34 protein-coding genes are annotated in these 24,643 nt (G+C 44.0%); 7 read left to right on the forward strand and 27 right to left on the reverse strand.

Going from position 1 to position 24,643, the window contains the following annotated elements:
- Positions 1 to 210: 210 nt before the first annotated feature.
- Complete coding sequence (locus tag L4C32_RS03450) at positions 211 to 2,190, forward strand: bifunctional 2',3'-cyclic-nucleotide 2'-phosphodiesterase/3'-nucleotidase (RefSeq protein ID WP_428195449.1); 1,980 nt, start codon at positions 211 to 213, stop codon at positions 2,188 to 2,190.
- 94 nt (positions 2,191 to 2,284) lie between these two features.
- Entirely contained in the window at positions 2,285 to 2,755 is a 471-nt protein-coding gene (locus L4C32_RS03455; protein WP_428195450.1) for a GNAT family N-acetyltransferase, read from the forward strand.
- A 12-nt stretch (positions 2,756 to 2,767) separates the two neighbouring features.
- On the opposite strand, the gene L4C32_RS03460 is transcribed toward L4C32_RS03455, so the two are convergent.
- Positions 2,768 to 3,295: a LysM-like peptidoglycan-binding domain-containing protein gene (locus L4C32_RS03460; RefSeq protein ID WP_428195451.1), complete on the reverse strand. Its 528-nt coding sequence runs from the start codon at positions 3,293 to 3,295 to the stop codon at positions 2,768 to 2,770.
- 172 nt (positions 3,296 to 3,467) lie between these two features.
- Between L4C32_RS03460 and bamJ the strand changes: the two genes are divergently transcribed.
- The gene (bamJ, locus tag L4C32_RS03465) at positions 3,468 to 4,088 is read left to right on the forward strand and encodes a BamJ family beta-barrel-assembly machinery protein (RefSeq protein WP_428195452.1); all 621 of its coding nucleotides are present in this window, start codon (positions 3,468 to 3,470) and stop codon (positions 4,086 to 4,088) included.
- 114 nt (positions 4,089 to 4,202) lie between these two features.
- Complete coding sequence (locus L4C32_RS03470) at positions 4,203 to 4,661, forward strand: DUF2780 domain-containing protein (protein WP_428195453.1); 459 nt, start codon at positions 4,203 to 4,205, stop codon at positions 4,659 to 4,661.
- A 34-nt stretch (positions 4,662 to 4,695) separates the two neighbouring features.
- On the opposite strand, the gene L4C32_RS03475 is transcribed toward L4C32_RS03470, so the two are convergent.
- The 7 genes from L4C32_RS03475 to dusA all read right to left on the reverse strand — a co-directional run bounded on the left by L4C32_RS03475 (position 4,696) and on the right by dusA (position 11,747).
- Entirely contained in the window at positions 4,696 to 5,514 is an 819-nt protein-coding gene (locus tag L4C32_RS03475) for a phosphoadenylyl-sulfate reductase (protein WP_428195454.1), read from the reverse strand.
- The gene (cysI, locus tag L4C32_RS03480; protein ID WP_428195455.1) at positions 5,507 to 7,210 is read right to left on the reverse strand and encodes an assimilatory sulfite reductase (NADPH) hemoprotein subunit; all 1,704 of its coding nucleotides are present in this window, start codon (positions 7,208 to 7,210) and stop codon (positions 5,507 to 5,509) included. The genes L4C32_RS03475 and cysI overlap by 8 nt, the downstream gene beginning before the upstream one ends.
- Positions 7,210 to 9,015 (reverse strand): assimilatory sulfite reductase (NADPH) flavoprotein subunit, encoded by a 1,806-nt coding sequence (locus L4C32_RS03485; RefSeq protein ID WP_428195456.1) that lies wholly within the window; start codon positions 9,013 to 9,015, stop codon positions 7,210 to 7,212. Before L4C32_RS03485 ends, cysI begins: the two co-directional genes overlap by 1 nt.
- A gap of 144 nt (positions 9,016 to 9,159) precedes the next feature.
- Positions 9,160 to 9,387 (reverse strand): hypothetical protein, encoded by a 228-nt coding sequence (locus tag L4C32_RS03490; protein WP_428195457.1) that lies wholly within the window; start codon positions 9,385 to 9,387, stop codon positions 9,160 to 9,162.
- A 151-nt stretch (positions 9,388 to 9,538) separates the two neighbouring features.
- Entirely contained in the window at positions 9,539 to 10,198 is a 660-nt protein-coding gene (locus L4C32_RS03495; RefSeq protein WP_428195458.1) for a TIGR04219 family outer membrane beta-barrel protein, read from the reverse strand.
- A gap of 90 nt (positions 10,199 to 10,288) precedes the next feature.
- A complete protein-coding gene (gene pspG, locus L4C32_RS03500; protein ID WP_428195459.1) occupies positions 10,289 to 10,507 on the reverse strand; it encodes an envelope stress response protein PspG in 219 nt (72 codons plus the stop codon).
- A gap of 235 nt (positions 10,508 to 10,742) precedes the next feature.
- Complete coding sequence (gene dusA / locus L4C32_RS03505; protein WP_428195460.1) at positions 10,743 to 11,747, reverse strand: tRNA dihydrouridine(20/20a) synthase DusA; 1,005 nt, start codon at positions 11,745 to 11,747, stop codon at positions 10,743 to 10,745.
- 106 nt (positions 11,748 to 11,853) lie between these two features.
- Here dusA and L4C32_RS03510 point away from each other — a divergent pair, with 106 nt between their 5' ends.
- Together L4C32_RS03510 and L4C32_RS03515 are read left to right on the forward strand one after the other, a co-directional pair.
- Entirely contained in the window at positions 11,854 to 12,915 is a 1,062-nt protein-coding gene (locus L4C32_RS03510; RefSeq protein ID WP_428195461.1) for a site-specific integrase, read from the forward strand.
- A 434-nt stretch (positions 12,916 to 13,349) separates the two neighbouring features.
- On the forward strand, positions 13,350 to 13,799 hold the full coding sequence (locus L4C32_RS03515; protein WP_428195462.1) for a hypothetical protein: 450 nt from the start codon (positions 13,350 to 13,352) through the stop codon (positions 13,797 to 13,799).
- A 518-nt stretch (positions 13,800 to 14,317) separates the two neighbouring features.
- Here the strand turns inward: L4C32_RS03515 and L4C32_RS03520 are convergent.
- From L4C32_RS03520 to L4C32_RS03605, 18 genes are all read right to left on the reverse strand, one after another.
- Positions 14,318 to 14,452, reverse strand: coding sequence for a hypothetical protein (locus L4C32_RS03520; RefSeq protein ID WP_428195463.1), 135 nt, complete (start codon positions 14,450 to 14,452; stop codon positions 14,318 to 14,320).
- Positions 14,439 to 14,867, reverse strand: a complete 429-nt coding sequence (locus tag L4C32_RS03525; protein ID WP_428195464.1) for a hypothetical protein — start codon at positions 14,865 to 14,867, stop codon at positions 14,439 to 14,441. Before L4C32_RS03525 ends, L4C32_RS03520 begins: the two co-directional genes overlap by 14 nt.
- Positions 14,864 to 15,367, reverse strand: coding sequence for a M15 family metallopeptidase (locus tag L4C32_RS03530; protein ID WP_428195465.1), 504 nt, complete (start codon positions 15,365 to 15,367; stop codon positions 14,864 to 14,866). Before L4C32_RS03530 ends, L4C32_RS03525 begins: the two co-directional genes overlap by 4 nt.
- 20 nt (positions 15,368 to 15,387) lie before the next feature.
- The gene (locus L4C32_RS03535) at positions 15,388 to 15,702 is read right to left on the reverse strand and encodes a hypothetical protein (RefSeq protein WP_428195466.1); all 315 of its coding nucleotides are present in this window, start codon (positions 15,700 to 15,702) and stop codon (positions 15,388 to 15,390) included.
- Complete coding sequence (locus tag L4C32_RS03540) at positions 15,699 to 16,154, reverse strand: hypothetical protein (RefSeq protein ID WP_428195467.1); 456 nt, start codon at positions 16,152 to 16,154, stop codon at positions 15,699 to 15,701. The genes L4C32_RS03535 and L4C32_RS03540 overlap by 4 nt, the downstream gene beginning before the upstream one ends.
- Positions 16,154 to 16,888: a hypothetical protein gene (locus tag L4C32_RS03545; protein WP_428195468.1), complete on the reverse strand. Its 735-nt coding sequence runs from the start codon at positions 16,886 to 16,888 to the stop codon at positions 16,154 to 16,156. Before L4C32_RS03545 ends, L4C32_RS03540 begins: the two co-directional genes overlap by 1 nt.
- A gap of 73 nt (positions 16,889 to 16,961) precedes the next feature.
- On the reverse strand, positions 16,962 to 17,723 hold the full coding sequence (locus L4C32_RS03550; protein WP_428195469.1) for a hypothetical protein: 762 nt from the start codon (positions 17,721 to 17,723) through the stop codon (positions 16,962 to 16,964).
- Complete coding sequence (locus L4C32_RS03555; RefSeq protein ID WP_428195470.1) at positions 17,704 to 17,910, reverse strand: hypothetical protein; 207 nt, start codon at positions 17,908 to 17,910, stop codon at positions 17,704 to 17,706. The genes L4C32_RS03550 and L4C32_RS03555 overlap by 20 nt, the downstream gene beginning before the upstream one ends.
- Positions 17,910 to 18,056 (reverse strand): hypothetical protein, encoded by a 147-nt coding sequence (locus tag L4C32_RS03560; RefSeq protein WP_428195471.1) that lies wholly within the window; start codon positions 18,054 to 18,056, stop codon positions 17,910 to 17,912. The genes L4C32_RS03555 and L4C32_RS03560 overlap by 1 nt, the downstream gene beginning before the upstream one ends.
- A 10-nt stretch (positions 18,057 to 18,066) precedes the next feature.
- A complete protein-coding gene (locus L4C32_RS03565; RefSeq protein ID WP_428195472.1) occupies positions 18,067 to 18,336 on the reverse strand; it encodes a hypothetical protein in 270 nt (89 codons plus the stop codon).
- Between the two features lie 9 nt (positions 18,337 to 18,345).
- Positions 18,346 to 19,164, reverse strand: a complete 819-nt coding sequence (locus L4C32_RS03570) for a major capsid protein P2 (protein ID WP_428195473.1) — start codon at positions 19,162 to 19,164, stop codon at positions 18,346 to 18,348.
- Positions 19,165 to 19,173: 9 nt separating this feature from the next.
- Entirely contained in the window at positions 19,174 to 19,305 is a 132-nt protein-coding gene (locus L4C32_RS03575) for a hypothetical protein (RefSeq protein ID WP_428195474.1), read from the reverse strand.
- A gap of 126 nt (positions 19,306 to 19,431) precedes the next feature.
- Positions 19,432 to 20,139 carry a hypothetical protein gene (locus tag L4C32_RS03580; protein WP_428195475.1) on the reverse strand — a complete coding sequence of 236 codons (708 nt, stop codon included), beginning with the start codon at positions 20,137 to 20,139 and terminating at the stop codon, positions 19,432 to 19,434.
- Positions 20,114 to 20,620, reverse strand: a complete 507-nt coding sequence (locus tag L4C32_RS03585) for a hypothetical protein (RefSeq protein ID WP_428195476.1) — start codon at positions 20,618 to 20,620, stop codon at positions 20,114 to 20,116. Before L4C32_RS03585 ends, L4C32_RS03580 begins: the two co-directional genes overlap by 26 nt.
- Position 20,621: 1 nt before the next feature.
- Positions 20,622 to 21,092: a hypothetical protein gene (locus L4C32_RS03590; RefSeq protein WP_428195477.1), complete on the reverse strand. Its 471-nt coding sequence runs from the start codon at positions 21,090 to 21,092 to the stop codon at positions 20,622 to 20,624.
- Complete coding sequence (locus tag L4C32_RS03595; protein WP_428195478.1) at positions 21,082 to 21,312, reverse strand: hypothetical protein; 231 nt, start codon at positions 21,310 to 21,312, stop codon at positions 21,082 to 21,084. Before L4C32_RS03595 ends, L4C32_RS03590 begins: the two co-directional genes overlap by 11 nt.
- A gap of 7 nt (positions 21,313 to 21,319) precedes the next feature.
- Positions 21,320 to 23,080: a replication endonuclease gene (locus tag L4C32_RS03600; RefSeq protein ID WP_428195479.1), complete on the reverse strand. Its 1,761-nt coding sequence runs from the start codon at positions 23,078 to 23,080 to the stop codon at positions 21,320 to 21,322.
- A 238-nt stretch (positions 23,081 to 23,318) separates the two neighbouring features.
- Positions 23,319 to 23,570 (reverse strand): pyocin activator PrtN family protein, encoded by a 252-nt coding sequence (locus L4C32_RS03605; RefSeq protein ID WP_428195480.1) that lies wholly within the window; start codon positions 23,568 to 23,570, stop codon positions 23,319 to 23,321.
- A 119-nt stretch (positions 23,571 to 23,689) separates the two neighbouring features.
- Between L4C32_RS03605 and L4C32_RS03610 the strand changes: the two genes are divergently transcribed.
- Positions 23,690 to 24,298 (forward strand): LexA family transcriptional regulator, encoded by a 609-nt coding sequence (locus L4C32_RS03610; RefSeq protein WP_428195481.1) that lies wholly within the window; start codon positions 23,690 to 23,692, stop codon positions 24,296 to 24,298.
- Positions 24,299 to 24,365: 67 nt separating this feature from the next.
- Here the strand turns inward: L4C32_RS03610 and L4C32_RS03615 are convergent, their stop codons facing one another.
- The gene (locus L4C32_RS03615) at positions 24,366 to 24,542 is read right to left on the reverse strand and encodes a hypothetical protein (RefSeq protein WP_428195482.1); all 177 of its coding nucleotides are present in this window, start codon (positions 24,540 to 24,542) and stop codon (positions 24,366 to 24,368) included.
- Positions 24,543 to 24,643 lie beyond the last annotated feature (101 nt).

A 24,643-nucleotide genomic window follows, 5' to 3' on the forward strand; every position in this document is an offset into this window, starting at 1 on the left:
TTTCTGCTAAGGAGGGGGAAAGGTTGAACATTGCCGGTAAAATATAAATTATGTAACAATTTGTATTTTCTGCTCATCTTCATATTTACGACCTCTACTTAGCCTCCTTTCAAGTTATTGATCACATAAAAAATGATACTCCCAGTGCGTTTCTCAGTATTTCTGCTACTTTAAGCTTGTTTTACCGACTTATTACTCATGGAGAAAAGTATGAAATCGTCAGCTAGATCTTTATCAGTTGCAGGCCCAATCACCGGCACTATCCTGGGAGGTTTACTATTACTATCAGGTCCTACATTCGCAGATACCATTAAACTGCGTATTGTTGAAACCACCGATATTCACGCGAACGTAATGGATTATGACTATTACAAAAATAAACCGACTAAAAAGTTTGGTTTATCTCGTACTGCAACCCTAGTAAAGCAGGCACAAGCAGAAGTATCGAATAGTGTATTAGTGGATAATGGCGATTTAATCCAAGGTAGCCCAATGGGTGACTACGTTGCTGATAAAGGATTAAAAGCGGGTGAAGTACACCCTGTCCATAAAGCGATGAATCAACTGAATTATGAAGTCGGCAACCTGGGTAACCACGAATTTAACTATGGTTTAGAGTTCTTAGAGCAAACACTGAAGGGCTCAGACTTCCCTTATGTGAACGCCAACGTATTTGATGCAAAAACCGGTAAGAACCTGTTTACGCCATACATAATTAAAACACATACCTTTACTGATACTGATGGCAAAGCTCAATCAGTAAAAGTGGGTTACATCGGTTTTGTTCCACCACAAATTTTAGTGTGGGATAAAAACAATCTTGAAGGCAAAGTTATTGCCAAAGACATCAAAGAGACCGCTCAAAAACTGGTTCCACAGATGAAAAAAGAGGGTGCTGATGTCATCATCGCGATCCCGCACTCTGGCATCTCATCTGACCCTCATAAATTAGGGGCAGAAAACTCAACCTATTACCTTGCGGACGTTGATGGCATTGACGCGATTGCATTTGGTCACTCTCACGCTGTATTCCCAAGTAAATCATTTGACAATATTCCTGGTGTGGACAGCAAAAATGGCACCATCAATGGTGTAACCGCTGTTATGGCAGGACGCTGGGGCAGTCATGTGGGCATCATGGATCTAACTCTTGAGAAAGAGGGCAATGGCTGGACCGTAACGTCAGGCAGCAGTGAAGCTCGCCCTATCTACGATAGAAAAACCAAAACGGCACTAGCAGAAGCAGACGCTGGCATTGTTGAAGCCGTTGCTGCGGATCATAAAGGAACACAAGATTTCGTTAACCAACCCATTGGTAAAGCGGATGACGTGATGTACAGCTATTTAGCTCTAGTACAAGACGATCCAACGGTGCAAATCGTTAACCTTGCACAAAAAGATTACGTTGAACGCTTTATCCAAGGCGACCCAGATTTAGATGGTATCCCTGTACTTTCTGCTGCTGCGCCGTTTAAAGCGGGTGGCCGTAAAAATGATCCATCAAACTTCACCGAAGTAGAGTCTGGACAACTGACTTTCCGTAATGCCGCCGATCTCTACCTCTACCCAAATACCTTAGTTGCTTTAAAAGTAACCGGTAAAGAAGTATTAGAGTGGCTAGAGTGCTCTGCAGGTCAATTTAATCAAATTGATGTGAATAACACTAAAGCGCAGCAGCTAATTAACTGGGATGGTTTCCGTACTTATAACTTCGATGTTATGGACGGTGTTGAGTACCAAATCGATGTCACAAAACCAGCTAAATATGATGGCAGCTGTAAGCCAGTGAATCCTGATTCACAACGTGTGGTTAACTTAACATACCAGGGCAAACCGATTGATCTTGAGCAGACTTTCCTAATCGCGACCAATAACTACCGTGCGTACGGTGCTAAGTTTGCAGGAACAGGCTCTGACTTTGTCGCCTTCAACTCGCCAGATGAGAACCGTACTGTTCTAGCGAACTACATCTCACGTGTCAGTAAAGAGAAAGGCATGGTAAAACCAACGGCTGATAATAACTGGACATTTGCTCCAATTAAGAGCAAACAGTCATTAGACATCCGTTTTGAGACTTCCCCGAGTGAAAAAGCCGCCTCTTTCATTAAAGAGAAAGGTCAGCTYCCAATGAAGAAAGTCGCTACTGACGAAGACGGGTTTGCGGTTTACCAGATTGAACTGAATAAATAGAGTTCATCTCCACTTAGTCACTAAAAAATAAAAATACCGCAGCTTTGTCTGCGGTATTCTTTTATCCTAACAACATAATAATTGAGAAGAGATAATGATGAACTGGATCTGCCTACCGTTTAATAAGCTGTCAACCGTACAGCTGTACAGTCTTTTGCAATTGAGAGTGAATGTGTTTGTCGTCGAGCAGACATGCCCTTACCCAGAACTGGATGATAAAGATTGTGATGATGGAGCCTACCACCTCCTAGGGTACCAAGGTGATGAACTCGTCGCTTGTGCCCGCCTGTTCGCACCAGGAGTGACTTACAATAACGTCAGCATCGGCAGAGTAGCAACCAAGAAGTCAGCACGTGGTAGTGGTTTGGGCCACGATCTAATGCGCACGATTCTGGGATATTGTGAAGAGTATTGGCCACAACAGACCATTGATATTGGTGCGCAACAGTACTTAACCGCTTTCTACCAATCACACCAATTTGTGATCATTTCGGATATGTATTTAGAGGATGATATTCCACACGTTGATATGCGCTTAGAGAAAGCGCTGAAGCAAGCAGAATAATGATGTAATCGATTAACGGCTACGTCCAAAGCTACCATCGGACATACGGAAGAACATCACACTACTGCCCTCTTTTTCAAGCTGTAAAATGTCCAACTGACCATCGGGGCTCAACTTATATCGAATCAGTTGCCCCTGTTTGATGTTGCTCAAGGGTTTACCACCCCCTTCAACCTTCACAATAGCGTAGAGATCTTTCAAGGGCAGTTGGTTATTACGAAACACGTTAGAGAGGGTATCTCCCGCTTTCACTTCGTACTCTTGCCACTCAGTATTTACGCTCTGTTCAAGAGTCTGTTTTGGTTGCTCACTTAAGCTATCAGTGTTTAATTCAACCCCTCGCCTCTCACTTTCCACTCCTAATGATGGCTCATCCATAGTGTTTCTCTCACCACTTGGTAGTAACCACAGCAGTAGAGTGACAAACGATAGAACGATAATGGCTTTTCGATGAAACCGGGGCAATAGTAGCCACAGCGATTTCACTCGACCTGTCGATGTCTCAAAGTGTTCTGAAAGCTTCTTCATTGTGTGGTTCATTGCATCACCTTTTCATGCACCGCTTGATAATGGTTATAGCACTGATTAGACAATAAATTCTATCTTTTATGCTATTTTAAAGCATTTATAAGGTATCAAAAGTTTACCCCAGCCACCTAGAACTGGTATTCTTCTTATCTAAATTTGGTATCAACTACAAAAAGAGAACATCATGTCTGAAGTACTACTAGAAACTACTGAACAAAAAGCAAGCTACGGCATCGGTCTACAAATGGGCCAACAACTAGCAGGAAGCGGTCTTGAAGGACTAAACGTTGCTGCTATCGCTAAAGGTATCGCTACCTCTTTAACTGGCGACATGCCTGAAATCGAAGTTGACGAAATCAACAACGCACTTCAAGCTCTTCACACTCGTGCTGAAGAAGTTCGCGCTGAAGCCTCTAAAGTAGCGGCTGCTGATGGCGAAGCTTTCCTAGCTGACAATGCTCTACGTTCTGAAGTAACGGTTCTAGAATCTGGTCTACAGTACGAAGTATTAACTGAAGGTACGGGTGAAATCCCATCTTCTGACAAAACTGTACGTGTTCACTACCACGGTATGCTAACTGACGGTACAGTATTCGATAGCTCTGTAACTCGCGGTCAACCTGCTGAGTTCCCTGTTACTGGCGTAATCAAAGGTTGGGTTGAAGCTCTTCAACTGATGCCTGTTGGTTCTAAGTGGAAACTTGCTATTCCTCAAGATCTTGCTTATGGCGAGCGTGGTGCTGGTGCATCTATTCCTCCATACGCTGCACTAGTATTTGAAGTTGAACTACTAGACATTCTTTAATCTAAGAGTGACTGCGTAATAGTAAGCGATGCCTTGGGTATCGCTTTTTTTATAGCTACAATAATAGACAACCGAATAAACATGTTCATCTCTAACACTCAAGGACGACATTCAATGAAAAAAATTCTTCTTTTGATCACTTCACTGCTACTTATCACCACACCTATGACTAGCCAGGCTTTTGGGTTATCCACCCTGCTTGGTGACGATAAAAATGCGGCCGCTACCGAATCAAACCCACTTGTTGGACTATTAACCGAGCAACTGGGTGTTTCTACCGAACAAGCAGCAGGTGGCGCAGGGGCTCTTCTAGCGCTTGCTGGTAACTCCTTGTCTGGTTCAGAACAGAGTGAGCTTAATTCAAAAATTCCAGGTCTAGAGAGCTTAACGTCATCGGTTCCTGCGGGCATGTCATCAATGCTAGGGAATATGGACAGTGTGAATACTGTGTTTAGCGCATTAGGGTTAGACAGCAGCATGGTGACACAATTTGCGCCGTTGATTTTAAAGTACTTGAGCTCACAAGATGCCAGTACCGGGCTGGTTAGTTCGTTAGGCAAACTGTGGGGATAAAAAAAGACGAGGCATTTTCATGCCTCGACTTCATTTAAATACCTGATCCCGCCTCTTCTTGGGGGTCCTCATGCAAACCACACTCTCGCTGCAGTCCAAAGAATCGAGTCTGCTCTTCACTCATTCCAGGCTCCCACTTCTGAGTGGTATGCGTATCCCCAACCGACAGATAACCTTGCTCTCTTAATGGGTGATAAGGCAATGCAGCCTGTTCTAAATAGTGGTGAACATCTTTGTTACTCCAATCGATGATCGGTAAAAACTTAAACACACCATTTTGAATCGCAAGAATCGGCAGCGTCGCTCGACTGTTTGATTGCTCACGGCGCAGCCCCGAGAACCAGACTGAGACATTCAACTCTTCAAACGCACGACGCATCGGTTCTACTTTATTGATCAAGTTATACTGCTTAATACCTTGAACGCCATTATCCCACAACTGCCCATATCTCGCCTCTTGCCACACTGGGCTCTCTTTAGCTCGAAAAACTTGCAAGTTAAGTTGTAAGGTGTCGCTTAACTCATCAATGAATTGGTAGGTTTCAGGGAACAGATACCCGGTGTCTGTAAGTACCACTGGAATCTCTGGTTGAGCGTCTGTCACCAATTTCAGCATGACAGCCGCTTGAATACCAAAACTCGATGATACGACAGAGACCCCGTCTAAGTTCTCGAGTGCCCAAGTAATACGCTGTTGAGCGGTCATCTCTTCCAACTCAGCGTTAATTTGCGCTAGCGTTAAGATCTGATCCACTTTATTCAGTGACAGTAACGTATCCAGAGTCAATTTAGTGACTTGGTTATCCGATCCACTTACCGCGTTGTTGGGTTCCGAAAATAGAGTATTAGGCATAAAAATCCCTCGAAGAAATAATCACTTCAGCCACAATATGGGTACGAATAGTAAAGTCACCAAAGCTTTCACCCTCTTGGCGCTCTGTCGCCCAGCGCCCCACTAAACTATCAATCTCATCCAAGATCTGTGCTTCTGTGATGTTCTCTTTATACATTTTAGGTACTCGAGTACCACTGCGATTACCACCAAGATGCAGGTTATAACGACCAGGCGCTTTACCCACTAACCCAATCTCAGCCAGCATCGCTCGACCACACCCATTTGGACACCCTGTTACTCGTAAGATGATATTCTCCTCTTCCGGTAATTGATGCTTCGCTAAAATTGTCTCAACATCGGTGACAAACTGGGGTAAAAAACGCTCCGCTTCGGCCATCGCTAATGGACACGTCGGGAAAGCAACACACGCCATTGAGTTTTTACGCTGCTCACTAACAGCGTCATCAATCAACCCATGCTCACGTGCAATCTGCTCTATCTGCGCTTTATTTTCGGCATCAACACCTGCCACAATTAAATTCTGGTTGGCGGTCATTCTAAAGTCACCCGTGTGCACCTTAGCGATTTCAGCCACACCGGTTTTCAGTGGTTTTCCTGAAAAATCAAGCAAGCGTCCATTTTCGATAAACAGAGCCAAATGGTGTTTACCGTCAATACCCTCAACCCAACCAATGCGATCACCACGTTCAGTAAACTCATAAGGGCGACTGGCCTCAAACTGAATGCCAGCACGAGACTCGACTTCCGCTTTAAACACATCAACACCTACACGGTCTAAGGTGTACTTAGTTTTTGCGTTTTTGCGATTAGAGCGGTTACCCCAATCTCGCTGCGTAGTCACCACTGCTGCTGCAACCTCTAGGGTTTTCTCAAGCGGCACAAAACCAAAATCATCCGCACGGCGTGGATAGGTTGAAGTATCACCGTGGGTCATTGCCAATCCACCACCGACTAATACGTTAAATCCGATCAGTTTCCCCTGTTCAGCAATCGCAACGAAATTGAGATCATTCGCATGTACATCCACATCATTTTGCGGCGGAATCACCACGGTAGTTTTAAACTTACGTGGCAGATAAGTGCTACCTAAAATAGGCTCTTCATCGGTGGTTTCAAGGCGCTCACCATCGAGCCAAATTTCAGCATATGCTCGCGTTTTTGGTAACAAGTGCTCACTGATTTTCTTCGCCCACTCATACGCTTCTTGATGCAACTCTGACTCCACCGGATTAGTGGTACACAGTACGTTTCGGTTTACATCACCCGCGGTAGCAATCGAATCAATACCAATTTTATTCAACGTTTGGTGCATCAATTTAATGTTTGGTTTTAATACCCCATGAAACTGAAAAGTCTGGCGAGTCGTTATTCTCAAGCTGCCGTATGAGGTGTGCTCTTCTGCAAATTTATCAATCGCTAACCACTGTTTTGGCGTGATCACTCCACCCGGCATACGGGCACGTAACATCACATTATGCAAAGGCTCTAACTTTTGCTTAATACGCTCTGAGCGAAAATCACGATCATCTTGTTGATACATACCGTGGAATCGAATCAGCTGGAAGTTATCAGCAGTAAATCCGCCCGTAATGCGATCACCCAAATCTTTCTCGATACTGCCGCGTAAGAAGTTACTCTCTCTTTTTAGGCGTTCGTTATCCGATAACTTAAGTTCTTTATTGGTCTTATCCATTAGTATGTGTCCCTTTGGTAGCGTTTCTCTTTTCTTAAGTTATTCACAAACTCTTCAGCTTGCTCTCGGCTCTGTTCACCTTGCTGCTCAACCACACTGATCAACGCTTCATTCACATCTTTTGCCATACGAGTCGCATCACCACAGACGTACACATAAGCGCCTTCTTGCAGCCACTGCCATACCTGTTCTGCATTTTCTAATAAGCGGTCTTGTATATAGACTTTCTGCTTCTGGTCACGGCTAAAGGCCACATCCAATTGAGTCACAACGCCATCTTTGAGGTACTTTTGCCACTCGGTTTGATACAAAAAATCTTCGGTAAACGTGCGGTCACCAAACAGCACCCAGTTTTTTCCAGTTGCATCTCGGTTCTCTCGCTCTTGAACAAACGAACGGAAAGGGGCAATACCCGTGCCTGGACCAACCATGATAATTGGGGATGAATCATCCGCAGGTAGTTTGAAGTTATTGTTGTGCTCAACGAACACCTTAACCTCTCCCCCCTCTTCCAGGCGGTGAGATAGGAAGCTAGAAGCACCACCGAAACGATCTTGTTCCGCTTTTTGATACTCAACCAAACCAACCGTTAAGTGTACCTCCTCATCCACCTCTGCTTGGCTAGATGCAATAGAGTAGAGACGCGGTGTCAATCGTCTTAATACACTTTGTAACTGCTCGGCACTGAGTTTGGTTTTCTTCTCAGCAAACAGGTCAATCACCTGAGTGATCCCTGCGTATTCACGTAGCCTATCTTTATCTTCCACCAGCTTTAGTAATTTTTTACTGCCTGATAGCTCTGCAAATTTGCTGACAAGCTGGGGGTTAGCTGCGGTGATCTCATAGTGAGCGATCAGCGCCTCTTGAATGCTCAGTGATTCCCCATCAACCTCCACTTTTTCGGAACCATCCAATCCGATGGTTGTGAGCAGTTGCTCCGCTAGTATGGTGCTGTTTTCAAACCATACCCCCAAAGCATCACCCGGCTGATAACGTAAACCTGAACCTTCTAAATCAATTTCGATATGGCGCACATCTTTGCTTGAATCTCTGCCCGTGATCTTCTGGTTAGTCAGCAGCGTGGCTGTGTATGGATTTTTCTTCGAATAGTGTGAATGCGTACTTTGCTGACCAACAGGCAGTTGAATAACTTCTGCCGCTCCCGTTGAAAGCGTCTCTTTTACTTTCACTAACGCTTGTTGACGCCATTCAGCAGCTGCTGCGTCATAGTCCACATCACAATCTAAACGTTCAACAATAGGTTGAGCACCTAGCTTAGAGAGGTATTGGTCAAAATCTTTAGCGGTTTGACAGAAAAATTCGTAGCTCGAATCCCCTAAACCAATAACAGCGTACTTCAGGTTATTGAGCTTTGGCGCTTTTTTAGATTGCAAAAATTCATGCAGAGTTAAAGCGTTATCAGGCGCTTCCCCTTCACCGTTAGTTGAAGCCACAATGATGACGTGACTCTCTTTGGCAAGGTTTTTACCTTTGTAATCGCTGGCATCAAAGAGCTCTACCGCCATTCCATTAGCTGCAGCTTCGGCTTTAAGAGCTTCCGCTACTCCTTTGGCATTACCAGTTTGTGACGCAAAGATAATAGTTAACTTGCCCGCAGGCTCTGCCGCGGCGGATAAAGAGACAGTGGGGTGTGACTCGGCAGTTTGATTCTGGCTTAACCCCCAAAAGTAACCGCTCACCCATGCCATCTGTTGAGATGATAGCTCTTGGCTTGCTTGTTGTAGTTGACCTATTTGTTGGTCATTCAGTGGGCCTGCTATTGCGGACAAATCCTTCGGTAACATGACACGACTTCCCTATTCATTACACACTCATTCATTATGAGGTTATAGAGTAGCCACTCTTTTAAATAACAAGAAAGAATAGATAAGAATGTTTTATAACTTTTAGTAGTAAGGAGAGGGTTGCGTAGGGGTCAGTGTTCTTAATTAGCTGGCAATACGAACTTGTCTAAAGCCCACCGCCAGCGCACTCTTAGAAGCAGAATCAAGATCGTGGTAGTGAACTTCACTGCCTTTCATATCAGTAAGTAGCATCAACCCTCCGCCAGAGTGTCTAAATTCGACAATCCACATGTGCTCTTCCACAGAGGGTTCAATTACGGCTTCAACTAATTCATCTTCACGGTACAGTAGTTTCAATTCACTCAAAGTCATTGACGATTTCTCCAGCAGTATCTTTAGATAAGCATGGTCTATAAATCGATAATTGCCCATTTTTCCGCAGTTATTATCCCAATAAGATATAAAAAAGGCGCTATTGATAACAATAGCGCCTTATGCTGTTCAGTGTTCTGTCATGCCAGTATTAGAAACGGAACGCAACACCGGCAAACCAACCATCTACTCTTGCATTGCCTTCAAGGTTATCTAACCCTTCAAAATAACCAAACTCATGATCCATTACGCGATAGCCCACTTTGATGTCCATATTACTATCGAAGAGTTTACGGCGGTACTGCACGCCAGCTTGGCCATCCATTGTACGAGTTTCACCGCTAGAGCCGAAATCAAACTGGCCGAAGATATGAAAGTTGGTATCTGGGATCAATAGCGTGGCATCAGCGTACCAGTTCATCTCCCACTCACTAAAGGTAAAGTTCTGGCCATCATTACTGGTAAACTCGCCGTTAGCAAAATTCATCATCGTCATACCTACATCAAACGAGATTTCGTTCGTGGTCAGCACCTCATAATAGAGAGTGATGTCCGTTTGGTCGAAACTAACCTCTTTAGTATCCACAGGGGTGTAACGCAGTTTAATATCTGGGGCATACGGAATTTGATGTTCAACCGCCACATAAAAGGCTCCAGTGGTGTCACCCTTCTTATGGCTATCTTTAATCTTAGTATTGAAAGCCCAAACTTCCGCTCCCACGACAACATCAGTTGTTGATTCTGCCATGGTAGGCAATGCCACACTACTGCTGATTAAAGCGGTAATAAGTGGTAGTGAAAGCTGGTTCATTGGAGTCTCCACACTGCATTCATACGAGCAGATGTTTAAGTATTGATTAGTATCACACTATAGCAAATGCCGTGGATCATTACAGCCTCTCTATCGACCGTATTTCTGATCACTCACTTTGTGTTTAAAGAACCATACACCAACAGCAATCACAATAATCCATGGCAGCATTTTCAACATTACGCCCACCATTCCCGCTAATAGCATAATAATAAATCCCACTACCGTAGCGGCAATTAAACTGATCATCGTGACGCCGGTAAACATCAAAATAAATGCAAAGCCGAGTAAGAATAATATTTCTAACATACCTGTTTTCCTCTTTTGATTTCGTCTCAATTCAATAAAAAAATGATATTAGAACGAGACTTACTATATGTATTTCCTTTGCAGTAATCAGGCCAAGTTATGTAACAAATAATTATCTCTTTAAATTCAACGCATTAAAAAACCACCAACAATTTCTTGTCCAGTGGTTTTATTGTAAACAACCGAATCATGGTGCAATTTACCAACAACACGGTAAATTTCGCCAAATCGTTAATTACAGATTGAGTTCACTCGGAATTTTTTCCAATGCGGCTTCTACCACCTCAATCCCGGCACCCGGTTTATGTGCATTTTCGCTGATGTATCGACGCCACTGCCTTCCACCTGGCATACTTTGAAATAGACCAATCATATGTCGCGTCATGTGACCTAAACGCGCCCCTTCCGTTAACTGCTGCTCAATATACGGGTACATCGCACGAACCACATCACTGCGTTTCACCACCGCTTTATCGCTGTTAAATAGCTGCTGATCCACTTCAGCTAACAAAAATGGATTTTGATACGCTTCACGCCCAATCATCACACCATCTAAATGCTGCAAGTGCTCCTTAGACTCTTCTAAGGTTTTAATGCCTCCATTCACCGCAATCACCAACTGCGGAAAATCGGTTTTTAATTGGTACGCTCTTGGGTAATCCAGCGGTGGAATCTCTCGATTCTCTTTTGGACTCAGGCCATTAAGCCACGCTTTACGTGCATGAATGGTGAACTGATCGCAGCCCCCTTTCTCATGTACCGTACCCACAAAATCCGTCAAAAATTGGTAAGAGTCTTGATCGTCGATTCCGATTCGCGTTTTCACTGTGACAGGAATATCTACGACCTCACGCATGGCGCTAACGCACTCAGCCACTAGCTGTGGCTCCGCCATTAAACAGGCGCCAAAACGCCCATTTTGGACTCGATCCGATGGGCAACCCACGTTCAAGTTAATTTCATCGTAGCCACGTTCAAACGCCAGTTTTGCACAGTGCGCTAGATCCGTTGGGTTTGACCCACCAAGCTGTAATGCAACTGGATGCTCACTCTCGCTGTACTTTAGGAAATCACCGCGCCCATGAATAATAGCTCCTGTTGTCACCATCTCTGTATAAAGTAGTGTGTTTTCACTTAATAAGCGGAGGAAATAACGGCAGTGTCTATCCGTCCAATCTAGCATCGGGGCAACGCTGAAGCGCTGCATAGGGTAATTACTTGTATTTTCTAGCTTTGACACTAATAGACCTCATTAAAAGCACTGTATATATAACCATGAAACGCCTGTAATTAACGCGAATTTCGTACTATAGTACCCCCGACAGTACCCCTTTTGGAGTTGGACGATGGCCTCTTTTTCAATTGAAACACGTAAGCTAAAAAACGGTGAAGCACGATTTAAAACGACCCTAGTCGTTAAAAAGAATCAGAAGATTATACACCGTGAATCTAAAACGTTCAGGAAAAAAGAGCTTGCTCGCGCTTTTGGCCGTAAACGTGTCAACGATATTGAAAGCGAGGGGTTAAACAAAGCTAAATCAGTCTCCCTAGGGGTACTGATAGACATGTTCATTAATGACCGTGATTTATGGGATAACACTGGCCGTACAAAACGCTATGTCATTCTCATGCTTAGAGATTGTGATATTGGCGAAATCGATAGCCGCGAACTGAAAACAAGCGAGCTTGTTGAGCATTGCAGAAACCGACGAGGTGCGGGGGCTAAACCAGCAACTATTTATCACGATATTGCCTATTTGCGATCAGTGATGAAAAAAGCCAAACCTGTATTTAATATTGAGGCTAATTTCTCAATCTTTGATGAAGCGGTTCCCGTTCTTATTGATATGGGGTTAATCGGTAAGAGCCAAAAAAGAACCCGACGACCAACTGAGCACGAACTCGATAGATTACGTGAGGGATTAGAGGCAAGGCAGGATTTCAGATCAAACGGAAAAATACGAATTCCATTTATCGACATTCTCGAATTTAGCATTTTAACCTGTATGCGCATTGGTGAAGTATGCGCTCTGCGTTGGGATGACTTACACGAAGAGCATAAAACGATAACCGTCAGGGACAGAAAAGACCCACGTAAAAAAGAGGGCAACCATATGCTAGTGCCATTGCTTGCTGGCTCTTATGACATCGTATTAAAGCAAGAAAAGAAAGGCGCTCTCATCTTTCCATACAACTCAGGAAGCGTTACCGCTGGATTCCAGCGAGTACGAAACAGCTTAGGCATTGAAGATTTGCGTTATCACGATTTAAGAAGAGAGGGCGCGAGTCGACTATTTGAAAAAGGCTATTCGATAGAAGAAGTAGCTCAAGTAACAGGGCATAGGAATTTGAATATTTTATGGCAGGTGTACACGCAACTATTTCCGCACAAACTACACAGCAAATAAAAAACAAATAAAAATACAAATGACCCCATTCAAGAAAACTCAAGACGGAACACAACTCAAAATAGGGTCATTTGGGCGAAATAAGGATACTTTGACGGGTGAAATGGGGCCATTTAACAAATCTAAAATTCAAAAAAGACAAGCAAACTCATTAAACCCAACAGAGACAGTGAATGACTTTGATTATTAGCACACCACTAGGGTGCTAATAAACAGTTATCATAAGCAAAAATGGTGCGCGATAATTAGTTATCATAAGCACGCAATTCGCGTTACGTTATTTGAGTTGCGTGAAACAATTACTGACTGTAGCGTCAGAACCAAAACAATTAAAAACAAAATATGGAAAAGAATTAAAATTTTTAATCGCATAGAGTTGCGCGCAATTGCAGATCAGAGGTATAATGCGAGAATTGAAAGCAAGGAGTTTACAAATGTTCGATGATTTAGATTTTAAAACAGCTACAGCAACATCAGGAAGATCTGGCTCAAACGATCCTGTAAGTATCACTCATAGTTTTAAGACTAAAAAAAATGAGATGCTGTTTAGGCTGACAAAAGAGTGCATGGATGCTAGCAAGTTAACATATGGCAATAAAGTTCATATACAATTTGCAGCTAATAATACTGTCTGTCGCGTCATAAGAACTAATGACCGCTCAGGTGTAACCATAAGTCAGCAAACTAAAGATAATGAATTATCGGCTGGCATAATTCGATTAACTTATAAAAATTCATTGCCAAATTTCTTAGAAATTGAAAGTAAAAGCAAGAACCTTAAAATCAACAAGGTTCGATATGTACATGAAAATGATAAAATCCAATATGGAGAAGGAGACGTGACGTTTCAGTTAAAACTAGATATGCATGAAGAAGAGAAATAAAAAAGGTATCCACTAGTGGATACCTTTTTTAAACTGCAAGATTGCTCTTATCAAGAACAAGTGCTAACAGCGTCAGAAACTAAATAGTACCTGTTCATTGATAAAAAATCAATCTTGCCCCACTACAAACCTATATTTAGGAGAGCTAAAAATGCTCGATAAAAAAGATTGTTTTAAAGAACAAACATGTCAATGTGTAGGTCGCCAGCTATGCCTTTGGTGCCCTTGTATAATTAATAACAAATAATAGGGTTCATTATGTCAAATTCCAATGATTCGTATGTTAAAGATGGTTATGTATATTGTTCACGCTTTAAACACTGGCGTTCAGGTGAATGGGTTTATCCCAAAACAGCTAAATGTTTCAAATTTAAAATTGGTGGATAAATAAAAAAGCCCGCATATTGTGCGGGCTTTTATCTATTGCCTTTTCGATATTACTTTCACTACTCTTCCACCCTTCTTAAATTTATACCCTTTCTTAAGCTTCCCGTTCGCTTTCAATCCCACTCTAGACATTATTTTTTCCTCTTTAAGATTGTCTCAATGATGGTTAAGCGCTTGTCTTGTTTCCACAATAAAACAATCAGCGCAACAACGGACGGTGACAGGCCCATACCGTTAAGTGATGTAAACAACTCAACTAACTCCATTGCCACCCCCAAACTTTTTGTTAAGCCAGTGCTCAACCGCAACGCGCAGCATTCGCCTAAAACCAAACGTATCAATGTAAATCATGGCAAGGGCGTACCAGTAGTACTCAGGAACGCTGGTATTTAGCGCATCAAACCCCATTTTCACGTACTGCGCAAAGTCGGGAATAAACGCGAGAAACAAAGGCGCAGTCGTCAGAATCAATAAGTACTCATCTTTCCAACCACGGTCAGCAATACTCAGCTCATCGAGCTTGGCCGCGTTATTATCACCTTGCTCAATGCGCTTGATTTTGGCTTGGGTTTTCACCTCTTCAATGCGATCACTTCGCTCTTGTTTCTTCGCTTTGATTTGTTGACGGCTTTTAAAAATATTCATGCCGCCAGTGAATAGCGTGCTGATTAACCCTATCATCGTGGGTACTTCTCCCAAGACAGCTCAAAGTGAGGCCCATCTTTAAAGCTTGTCCAATCACCGCCCCAAATAATCGGGATATTCAGCTCTCGGCTTGCTTGCTTCATGGCATCCGCAATTTGATGATAGAACTTCCAATCCCATGACACCACGCCACCATCCAAGGCCCACAAATCAACCGCATGACCTGTTAAGTGTCGGCTGTTGAGCGTGGTGGTTTTACCCTCATTGAAAAGCTCACGTTGCCTTTCAAGCTCGCGCACTCCTTCACCCACACTAAAATCAATCGCGGTAATTTGAATGGCACGCTTTACCAATCGCACCATGTCAGGATGAACGCCTGTTAAGCGCTCTAAGCTTCTTTGTCCTAATCTATACATAATGTCATCCCACCAATCAGGCTCACTCTCTGGGCGTATCTGCGCGGCTGGCTCTTTATCCTTTAGCAGCATCAACGCCCCTACAATCAACACAGGCAATATCAGAAACACTCTATTCATGACTCACCCCACTTTATCGCTTAAACCACAGGCGCAGGCTCTGCGCTTGCAAGGGCTTCTTGTTGCGCGATGAGTAGCGCTTCTTGCTCAGCAACCAAATCAATGTAATTCTTATGCTCGATAAGCAGCCATGCGTATTTCGCATCGAACTCAGCTTGGTTAATGTCTTTAGTGAGTCGTCGGTCGGTGTATTCGACATGGCCAGCACCGACATTGCTATCAAACTGAATGGCCCATTCACCACCGCGCATTTCAAAACCGCCAGTGTTCGATAGGTTGGCAACCACCCCATCAATAACGATTATCTGGTCAATTGTTACCGCTGTTATTTTCATAATTTCATTATCCATATGACTGCAATTGAGGGTTGAAAGGTTGATACGCTGTGATTGTGAGACTGACTTCCCCCTTCGCTTGTTGTACTTACATTGGTGTATTGCGCGTAATTCTGTGCGGAGTTACTTCCTTTAGCATTTCCACCTGATGCTGAAATACGAAAGCGGCTGCTTTGATGTGCGTGTGCTGGTATTTGAGATTTTGACAAAGTCGCCGATGTCACATTGTTGATTTTTGAGCCGAACTTGCTGCCTGCAACCCAGCTATCACCCACGCCGCAAATGGCTCTATCACGAAAGTCCATAGTGCCGTTTAGACCATCGGCCAATACCCACCCTTGAGGTATATCAAGCAAGGTTCCACCATGAATTTTATAATCACCTGACGCATAACCATCAGATAACGGATCTTTCACGATAATTGGCGGATTAAAAACAAAGGCAGCAAACATTACAGCACCTCCCCACAATAGAGCGTGTCACCGTTAACACCGGAAACGGTCAAAGCGTTTGACGCTGGAAGCGTGGTCACGCCCCCTGCATTTAAACGCAAGAAACCGCCAATGATTAACGGCCCAGTATTACTATCAGCCGCTTGCAATATCACTCCTTGCCTCGCAGGATTGGCCGCAATGGTTTTCTGCCCATCAAGAACAACGTCAGGCAAAGCATTTGTGCTTAGAGGCTTATCAATGACTTGTTGCGTACTTGGCGGTGCAGGGAAGTTTGACACCGCCATGCTAGTTGGAAAACTTGCAGGAACTGGAAAGTTCGACACCTCCAAGCTAGCAGGAAACGCCACATCTACCGTGGGAACTGTTACCTGAACATCTGGAATGGTCACTGCAATATCAAGCGGCTCTTGAATTCTTGCTACCACAACAGGCTCAGAGATCCGATTCACATTAAGCGCACCATTGATGGCCGTAGAACTGGATTTAATGCGCAGCTCTACATCGGCCACTTGGTACTCAACATACACACTGGTTTCATTGTTGTTGTGAAACTCAAGCTCATCATAAGCAGACACATCAACCGTATCACCGCGCTCAATCTCAAGCGGTCGCAAAGCATCACCGCGCAATATCACGCTTTGACTTGCCTCTCTTAAAATAAGAAAGCGCCCTGCTTGCCCTGCGTTGAAGCGATAAAAATCACCGCTTGAAATGGTTATTTGCTGTTTCATTAGCTTGAACTCCTTACCGCAACCACAACCGCCACAATCGTCCCGACAATCCCTGCAATAGTCGCAATGGTTTTCAGTGCGTTGTTATTCGAATCAACTTCGCCCGTTTGCTCTGCGCCTTAGCTGCGTTTGCCATACCTATGGCCGCTTTAGTAGTCGCGCTCTGTTGGCCCGCCATACTTTTGATAGCATCAATCGCATGGCTGCTGACTTCGCTATTACTGGCTAGCGCCAACCCTCCAAAATTCAGAGCTTCTTCGGCCATTTTCCCAGCCGCCATGACCGCCCCGTTATCAGTCATGGTGAGGTTGATTTCAGATTTACTGACACCTGAAATATTAGCCCCCCAGTTATCACCACTGACCGCAGCCGTTCCGCTGTTGCTTTCGGTTGTTGTGGTTGTGGTGGTTTCATTAGATGACGAACTTGAACCGCCCATATCGTTAAACCTTATTCGCAAGACTCGCTCAGATTTACCGCGTTTTTCCACTTCAAATACAGGGCATTTAAGAGCACGTTTAATAAAACGCTCCGCACCTGGTCTAAAGAAATGCGCTCGAATCGAGTCAAAATTATTTATTCTGGCATGGTTGATAGCCGCCATGGTTCCAGCGGCCATGTCCCCATCAAGCCCAACAACAACCAGCTCTTTATTGCCGCTGCTGTCTTTCTCTCCGCGCAGCAACATGAACGTATCGCCAACGGTGTAGCTTTGCTCTTTCCCCTCGTTAATGGATTGCTCTGCATGTTGCCAGTAATCACCAAGGGCGTGTTTCAGCCTCGGCTTGGCGTACTGCCAGTCGCAAACAATCAGATCACTTTCGAGTGAAAACATACAAAGCAACCAAAGCAATCAATACAATCGCCCAAGCTGGAAAGCCGTTGTTACTGCCCATATTGACAGAGCCGCCCGTAAAGCCGCTGTTGTTGGTGGTTGAGGTGTTGCTACTGGCCGTTGATGGGCCACCGCCGCCAGCGGATAAACCGCCACCACCTGTTAAGGAAGTCATTGCACCTAACATCAGCTAAACACTCCCATCTTGAATACAGCCCAAATAAGAGAGACCAAGATTAAGAAATAGGTGATCTGCTTTAAGCCATCACTCAAGCTAATACCCAACGCGCCACCGACACCCAAGCCGCCCAGTCCCCAAAAAATTAAAGGCATAAACCTCTCCTTACTTTTTCATGGCAAACATGAAGAGCATCAGCACCAAGAGCAGACCGATACCACCACCGAGATACAACAAGGTATTGTCTTTTGCATTCACACTGCCTTGTGGTGTGGTCACCGCATTGCCGTTATCGTCTGCAAAAGTCTGTGTTGGCTGCTGCGTTGCGGCTGGGTTACTGGTTTTATCGTCAGTTGGAAACAACCAATCTGATTGCTCCCCTACCGCTTCCAAAGCCCCCTCACCGAACTCCATTAGATCATCAAAAAAGCTCATAACTGCGCCTTACTGGTTGCGTTGCAACATCTCAGGGCGAACCACTTCTACCGACTCAACCAAGATAGGAATTGAACCTGCAATATCTGAAGTTGTGACCGTAAAGGTTAGGTTTGAGCTGTGAGCTGTTGGAAACAAATCATTGATAGAAAAACCGCGCACAATTGGGTCGAAATGAAAATACCCTGCTTGTGGGGTTCGCTCATTGCGTTTGGTATTGGCGGTGTTAATCAGCTTGGTTGCTTCATACTCTTTGTTGAAATCACGCTCAATTTTCATCTTGGTGATATTGGCGTGTTTAAAGTGCATGCGACGAATCGCAATATGAGGACTTGCCACCAAGGAAGTGAATTCGTTCTCACCTTGCGCATTGGCTGACATGGTTTGGCGCTTAATGTGCGGCACCACGACACGCATCGGCTCTGCCGCTGTTACGTGCGCCCATGTTTGAATCGTTAATGGGTCTGCGCCTGCCGCTTTAGCTTTGAACTGGATATCTAGCGTGATGTTATCGCCAAGCTCGGTTACAAGACCTGTATAACGAACCCCGTTTTGAGTACGGGCGACAATATCGGCAAAAGGGATCACAAAAATGCCCGCTGTTGCTTCAATCTTTTTATACAGCTCAAGCATAAGAAGCTCTGAGCCTGTTAACACGTAAATCTCAGTGGTGTTAAGCATAATAGAAACACGTTCAAGCTCTGCCGCTGTTGCGTTAGTTTCTAAAATCAGCTCTTGATAAGTTGGGCCAACAGGGATTTGAAGTGTGCCTTTTTCGCCCCACTTAGCACCTGTCATGGAATTTAACTTTAATGGTTTAACTGACATGACAACTCCCTAGAACCAGCCTGATTTACCCAGTGCTTTTTCAAGCCCTAGAACGTTGTTATTTACAGCAAAGATGATGGCCGCAGAAACACCCGCACTAATGACCGCCACTTTCGCAATGTTTTTCGCATTGAGTTTCATAAAAAAACGCCTCTTATGAGTTAAGTATTTTCACGTTGAAAACACCATCACCATAAGAAGCGCTTGATTAATTAACCAGTGGGTTAAGCCTATTAGGTTAGAGCTTTAACCTATTAGGTTTACATTCTATTTTCGAGGGTCGATTTTGTGCTGTTTCCAGTTGCCGATACCGGGCGATTTTAGAATGTAATCCGCGTGGGTTTGGGTATCACGAAAGGTTTGCAGCGATAAAATCGCCTCTACGGGAACGTCGAGATATTCACCCACGTACTTAGCACCCCGACTACTACCCACCGCGCCAATATAGAAATGTGCAGATTCATCCAACACGGTTTTTGGTACCTCTTGGCCGCGCTGAAAAGTAGTGTGCATGATAAGCCCAAAGCCGCGACCACCTGTCCATAGCTCCCCTGCTACCCCGTCCAATTTTCCTGCACTTTTAGTGAACTTTGCCAGCTCTTCAACCACCGTATGTAACCGCTTTTTGTGGTTTCCATTACCCAATGACCATGCAATGCGAGCAAACAGCTCTAAGTTCTCAGGGGTTCGCTCTTTACCGACCATAGCAAGACGAAACGCGCCAGTGCCTTTTCTGGCTTTCCAAGCGGCTCGGTAAAACTCGCCCCAGTCGGTGAACTTACGCACTTTCAAGCCTAAAAAGGCTTTATTGCTATGGTCTTCATAGGGGTCAAAGAACAACACCTGATCGCTTTTTTTGATAAACCCAAGCTTTCGAATAGCTGTAGTTTTACAACTGCCTGTTGTGCCTAAATAACTGACATGCTCAGCGTTAAGGGCGTTGTTTTTATTAATGGGTTGCGGTGGTTGGAACATGCACTACCTCCGCGCTGTTATCTTCAGTTTCAACTGACTCACTAGGCTCAGGCTCGTTAACCACTTTAGCCGCTTGTAAGCGCTTAATTTGCATCGCAGAGCCGCCAATCAATGATAAGGCCGCACAGGTAAAACTGATTTCAACCTTGTACTCATCAAACCAACCTAACCACGTAGGGCCGTATTTACTGAGCATTGGCTCGGACGCTGCCACAAACTTTGTGCGGCTCTCTTTGTTGAATTCAAACTCAGGAACATCGAGCACACCTTGCAGAGTCATTTCAACAAAGCTAAGGCCGTAATCCATCATGGCCGCGCCTACTGCGGGGTCAAACTCTTCAGGCGTATTCTCAGTGGCGGTGTCTTCTGTGCTTTGCGGCTCTTCATCAATAGATGGTCGCTCAATGCTATCTAACTCACTGGCGGCAAGTTCAGCTTGTGTGTCTCGGTTGATGGTTTCGTTTTCAATAGTTGCTTCCATGTTATGCCTCTTTTGTTTTATTGGAGGCCATGAAGAACAGCCCCATACAGATAATCATTAAACCCACTACCCAGCCTATTAGGTTACTGTCACTGGTTTCTGAGTGGTTAGAATTGGTTAACTCACTATCGTCCAATCCCTTGCTGTCACTGGTTAGAAGTGGTTTAGTAACCACTTCGCTAACCACCTTTTCAGGCTTTGGGGTTACGGTAGGACAATTGCTATTAAGGTGAACCGCTTCGGCGGTGGTTTGCATCCCACTGGCTAACCACGTTTGAAACGGCTTCCCAGCTTGCTGGTTGGTTTTACATTCAGGACAAATCAAATAGAGCTGCCCCAATCTGCGTTTATTCTTAGGGGTTTCTCCCTCGGTTATTGCTTTATGCTCGCCCACGGCATGAACAGTACACACCTCACCGCATCCATGAGTCGGGCACAAAATGTATCCCTTAACGGGGTTTTTACTTGCCATGGTCCAAAGCCTCCAAATGAATAATTCTTTCGTTCAAGTCGCTAATCATCAGTTCATTGTTCTCTAAAAGCTGACCGACAATAGGCACCGCTTTTAATGCTTTGCTTGGATTGAACATCACCGATTGCAAGCTCACGCCATCAGTAGCATTTTTCAGCGCCTCTTTGAGCTGTGCGCGGTCTTCAATCAATTGTTGTATGTTTTGCTGTCTCTCTAACATGGTGTCCTCACGTGGCTATTAATCGATTATTTCTAATGCATAGGGTTTGATGTTTATCGATAGGAACTTTACCCCCCATCAACAGCGGTTTAATAAGGCACTGCACCCCGTCTAAACTCCATCCCGTCGTATCACTAAGCATCTGTTTTAAAGCTTGGTTACAGTTATTTTCAGTGCTCCAAGGGGCGAAACTCCGTTTCTTTTTCAGATCAAGTGCAAGAGCATGACGCGCTACATCTTTGGTTTTTATTAATGAATAGTGTTCGCTGGCGGTTTCGATGACTTTCCCAAGCCAAGAGAAACCAATGATTTTTGAAACGGTTTCCCCGTATTTGTTTTTCTTTTTCTCGTACTCAATTTTTGCACTGCTGGCTAACTGACAAAACAGCTTCCATTTAGACGAATCAGCCGCTTGGCGCAGCTCTTCAAGTTTGGAATCTATTAAGGTTTGTTGGGGTTTGGCTTTTCTTAAGTTTCGCCAAAGCGAAACAGGCGAGCCACCAAATTGTTGAAACTGGCGAATGCCATGCGTTGAGGCCCACGCTCTCGCCATAAAAGCGCCCTCTTGGGCTTTGCTTTCTGGCATGTGGTTGCCGTTGATGTTCTTTGATATGTACTTGGCAATGTAGGCCGTTGCACCGCCCTTTTCAGGGTCGCACTCTTTCACATCAAAACGCGGTGAAATGTCATCACCTAATTCGTATCTGTCCTCAGCAATTGCGGTAGACTTGATGATATCAATCACCGCATCTTTGCAATCAGCGTGGCAGAAGAGAAAATAATGGCCGTGTGAGGTGGCATCTTTGTGCGGCTCAGCAACTCGAAAGCCAAAGTATTTAATATCAAGCTTGGAGAGTTGGGCGCGAGCAATCGCCCACTTACTCATTAACTTATTATGGCCCTCTTTCACGCTGGCCCCGTTCCACTTAGACGAAACGCGGTGATATTTACTTGGCAATGTCCAAGTGATGAACAGAGCCGTATAACCTAGCTCAGTCGCCAACTCTTCAAACCCTCTTGAGCGCACCATCATTTCAATACGTCTGTTTTCAGGGTTGGAGGTAGTACGTTTAACCACATCAGCAAGCGCATAACGCTCGCCTGTTTCGTCATTAAATACGGTCATATTCTTTACGAACTGCTCAGCCTCACGCTGTTTTATCTTCCAGTTACTAAATGACATTGCTGATATGTATTTGGTTTGGTGCTTCTCTGTGCCTACTCGCTCAAGGGCAATTTGTGCGTACTCGATGTACTGCGCTCTTAATTTGAGTAAACGCTTTTCTATCCAGACTTCGGTCTGCATTTTCAAAACTGCAATACTGAGCATCTCTTCATCTATTTTTTCGACGTCCTGAAAGGGTGCATTGAGATGAACAGAGCGCAGGTTATTAGATTGCTCTTGGTAGATATTCCACATCAAAGCCAAAAAAGAGGTCGCGCTTTCACTATCAGCGTGAACCAGCATCAAGTTATTCTCATCAGAAATTTGAGCGGCTAGCTTTTTAATGGCTTGGTCATTCATCAAAATATGGTGACTAAGCCTTTCGTTGTTTGCCCCATTTCGGGTATCAACAAAGCTAAATTTGTTCTCAATAAAATGCGCTCGCTTTAGACCAAAGCGAACCGCATCATCAGAGTACTTATGTAAGTTCTCGCGGCTGGCATTGCCGCGATTTTTACGGGCCTCGATTTTGCACTTAACATCATTACGAACGATGTTTGGCAATTTCGGGAAGAAGTGGCGAGAGAAACGGGACTCAATCATTAGATCGCCTCAAAGGTACTGAGTAAAAGAATGAGAATACAAATGACCGGCACGAATTTAATAAAGCCTATTAGGTTCATATCGTGGCCTTTCTTTTCAAGATATTGATTCGTGATTGAATCTGCTCACGAGTCCTAATTAATTTAGCCTCTTGAAACTTGTGATTCATGACCTGTAATTTCAGTTTTCGGCACCAATTCAAGCCATGTGCTTTTTGTTCTGCATTCATGCTCATTCCCTAATTAACCAGCTTCCAATCGTTAGCAGCTAACTCGTAGCGCTCGTCAATGTATGCGGCTAAGTCTTCAATTTTGATTAATGTAGGGCTACGTTCTGAATCGCGTAACTTAAAGGTAGGAACAGGGAAGTCATATGCTTTCGCTTTTTGTTCCGCTGTTTTTGGGGTTATACCGAAGAACTCCTTGCTGATTTCCTTCAGCTCAACTGTTGGGCTTCCGAATCGTGCTAGTAATGCAAAATTTGTATTCATAACTCACCTATGTAATTCTGAGACACTCAAAGTTATTCAAACCTGTCTCAATTGATTTTGAGACAGATTAGCAACACAAATAACCAATTGCAACACTCATGAGCAATAGTGAGACACTTATGACCAATACTGACGCACAAATTGATGAATTAAAAGAACTGACCAATACATCAACAAATGTTGATCTAGCCAAGGTTTTAGAGGTATCAGCTTCAACAATTCAAACGTGGAGAATGAGGAATAAAATACCTGAAAAAATTTTTATAAAGGCGAGAACCATATCCCAAAGCGATTCGCTAATAGCCCCTAAAGGTTACTTGGAATTGCCGTTTTACGATGTTGAAGTAAGTGCAGGGAATGGTGCTCTTGTCGAACGTGAAGATAAAACAGATGAGATCATATTCAGCAATCGATTTATAACCGATAGCTTAGGTGTCAACCCTAAAAACATCTTTCTCATGCCTGTTAAGGGCGACAGCATGACTCCCACCTTAAAGAGCCAGTCAATCATTATGGTTAATAGAGTTGAGCAGTTAGTTGAAGATGGTATTTATGTTTTTCGTTATGACGGGCAACTAAGAGTTAAGCGTTTGCAGTTTTCGAAACATGGAATTTCAGTGGTCAGTGATAACAGTGCTTATAAGACTTGGGAGTTAGAAAAAAGTGAGCTAGCTAATGAGGATTTTGAGATTATTGGCGAGGTCATTTGGTCAGGGCAAAGGGTTTAAGTCAGATATGTAGAACTATAGATACAAAAAAAGGAGCTAAAAGCTCCTTTTCTTTAAAACAATAACTTTATGCAGTTTTGCAACAATCATCTGTTTTCTTGCAAGTAATCTGAGGTACATCTTTTTCTAGCTCAGAAAGCTGCTCCCAAGAAACACCAAACTGCTCGCACGGAGTTTTTCCGTCAGCATACAAGCTAGCAACAAATTCTTTAAGCTCAGCTCTGTTTGTTTGGATATTGTTCATAGTAAAACCCCTTAGGCTTTGGTACTCAGTATGTGAACTAAGTGATTTGAAACAACTGATTTTCTAAATGTGTTTCAACAGGCCGTGTATTATATATACAC

The organism is Aliivibrio kagoshimensis (assembly GCF_050337105.1).
GTDB classification, from domain to species: domain Bacteria; phylum Pseudomonadota; class Gammaproteobacteria; order Enterobacterales; family Vibrionaceae; genus Aliivibrio_A; species Aliivibrio_A kagoshimensis.

What these genes read in the sequence shown, in the direction of transcription:
- L4C32_RS03535 (WP_428195466.1), bottom strand. Translation starts at nt 15,702, where the DNA reads ATGAAAATAACAGCGGTAACAATTGACCAGATAATCGTTATTGATGGG.
- L4C32_RS03470 (WP_428195453.1), top strand. Translation starts at nt 4,203, where the DNA reads ATGAAAAAAATTCTTCTTTTGATCACTTCACTGCTACTTATCACCACA.
- L4C32_RS03540 (WP_428195467.1), bottom strand. Translation starts at nt 16,154, where the DNA reads ATGTTTGCTGCCTTTGTTTTTAATCCGCCAATTATCGTGAAAGATCCG.
- L4C32_RS03510 (WP_428195461.1), top strand. Translation starts at nt 11,854, where the DNA reads ATGGCCTCTTTTTCAATTGAAACACGTAAGCTAAAAAACGGTGAAGCA.
- L4C32_RS03485 (WP_428195456.1), bottom strand. Translation starts at nt 9,015, where the DNA reads ATGTTACCGAAGGATTTGTCCGCAATAGCAGGCCCACTGAATGACCAA.
- L4C32_RS03595 (WP_428195478.1), bottom strand. Translation starts at nt 21,312, where the DNA reads ATGTTAGAGAGACAGCAAAACATACAACAATTGATTGAAGACCGCGCA.
- L4C32_RS03475 (WP_428195454.1), bottom strand. Translation starts at nt 5,514, where the DNA reads ATGCCTAATACTCTATTTTCGGAACCCAACAACGCGGTAAGTGGATCG.
- L4C32_RS03490 (WP_428195457.1), bottom strand. Translation starts at nt 9,387, where the DNA reads ATGACTTTGAGTGAATTGAAACTACTGTACCGTGAAGATGAATTAGTT.
- L4C32_RS03545 (WP_428195468.1), bottom strand. Translation starts at nt 16,888, where the DNA reads ATGAAACAGCAAATAACCATTTCAAGCGGTGATTTTTATCGCTTCAAC.
- L4C32_RS03525 (WP_428195464.1), bottom strand. Translation starts at nt 14,867, where the DNA reads ATGATAGGGTTAATCAGCACGCTATTCACTGGCGGCATGAATATTTTT.
- L4C32_RS03615 (WP_428195482.1), bottom strand. Translation starts at nt 24,542, where the DNA reads ATGAACAATATCCAAACAAACAGAGCTGAGCTTAAAGAATTTGTTGCT.
- L4C32_RS03610 (WP_428195481.1), top strand. Translation starts at nt 23,690, where the DNA reads ATGACCAATACTGACGCACAAATTGATGAATTAAAAGAACTGACCAAT.
- L4C32_RS03600 (WP_428195479.1), bottom strand. Translation starts at nt 23,080, where the DNA reads ATGATTGAGTCCCGTTTCTCTCGCCACTTCTTCCCGAAATTGCCAAAC.
- L4C32_RS03580 (WP_428195475.1), bottom strand. Translation starts at nt 20,139, where the DNA reads ATGTTCCAACCACCGCAACCCATTAATAAAAACAACGCCCTTAACGCT.
- L4C32_RS03605 (WP_428195480.1), bottom strand. Translation starts at nt 23,570, where the DNA reads ATGAATACAAATTTTGCATTACTAGCACGATTCGGAAGCCCAACAGTT.
- L4C32_RS03570 (WP_428195473.1), bottom strand. Translation starts at nt 19,164, where the DNA reads ATGTCAGTTAAACCATTAAAGTTAAATTCCATGACAGGTGCTAAGTGG.
- L4C32_RS03585 (WP_428195476.1), bottom strand. Translation starts at nt 20,620, where the DNA reads ATGGAAGCAACTATTGAAAACGAAACCATCAACCGAGACACACAAGCT.
- cysI (WP_428195455.1), bottom strand. Translation starts at nt 7,210, where the DNA reads ATGGATAAGACCAATAAAGAACTTAAGTTATCGGATAACGAACGCCTA.
- L4C32_RS03495 (WP_428195458.1), bottom strand. Translation starts at nt 10,198, where the DNA reads ATGAACCAGCTTTCACTACCACTTATTACCGCTTTAATCAGCAGTAGT.
- L4C32_RS03590 (WP_428195477.1), bottom strand. Translation starts at nt 21,092, where the DNA reads ATGGCAAGTAAAAACCCCGTTAAGGGATACATTTTGTGCCCGACTCAT.
- L4C32_RS03560 (WP_428195471.1), bottom strand. Translation starts at nt 18,056, where the DNA reads ATGCCTTTAATTTTTTGGGGACTGGGCGGCTTGGGTGTCGGTGGCGCG.
- L4C32_RS03575 (WP_428195474.1), bottom strand. Translation starts at nt 19,305, where the DNA reads ATGAAACTCAATGCGAAAAACATTGCGAAAGTGGCGGTCATTAGTGCG.
- bamJ (WP_428195452.1), top strand. Translation starts at nt 3,468, where the DNA reads ATGTCTGAAGTACTACTAGAAACTACTGAACAAAAAGCAAGCTACGGC.
- L4C32_RS03460 (WP_428195451.1), bottom strand. Translation starts at nt 3,295, where the DNA reads ATGAACCACACAATGAAGAAGCTTTCAGAACACTTTGAGACATCGACA.
- L4C32_RS03565 (WP_428195472.1), bottom strand. Translation starts at nt 18,336, where the DNA reads ATGAGCTTTTTTGATGATCTAATGGAGTTCGGTGAGGGGGCTTTGGAA.
- L4C32_RS03520 (WP_428195463.1), bottom strand. Translation starts at nt 14,452, where the DNA reads ATGGAGTTAGTTGAGTTGTTTACATCACTTAACGGTATGGGCCTGTCA.
- L4C32_RS03555 (WP_428195470.1), bottom strand. Translation starts at nt 17,910, where the DNA reads ATGTTAGGTGCAATGACTTCCTTAACAGGTGGTGGCGGTTTATCCGCT.
- L4C32_RS03530 (WP_428195465.1), bottom strand. Translation starts at nt 15,367, where the DNA reads ATGAATAGAGTGTTTCTGATATTGCCTGTGTTGATTGTAGGGGCGTTG.
- pspG (WP_428195459.1), bottom strand. Translation starts at nt 10,507, where the DNA reads ATGTTAGAAATATTATTCTTACTCGGCTTTGCATTTATTTTGATGTTT.
- L4C32_RS03515 (WP_428195462.1), top strand. Translation starts at nt 13,350, where the DNA reads ATGTTCGATGATTTAGATTTTAAAACAGCTACAGCAACATCAGGAAGA.
- L4C32_RS03455 (WP_428195450.1), top strand. Translation starts at nt 2,285, where the DNA reads ATGATGAACTGGATCTGCCTACCGTTTAATAAGCTGTCAACCGTACAG.
- L4C32_RS03550 (WP_428195469.1), bottom strand. Translation starts at nt 17,723, where the DNA reads ATGTTTTCACTCGAAAGTGATCTGATTGTTTGCGACTGGCAGTACGCC.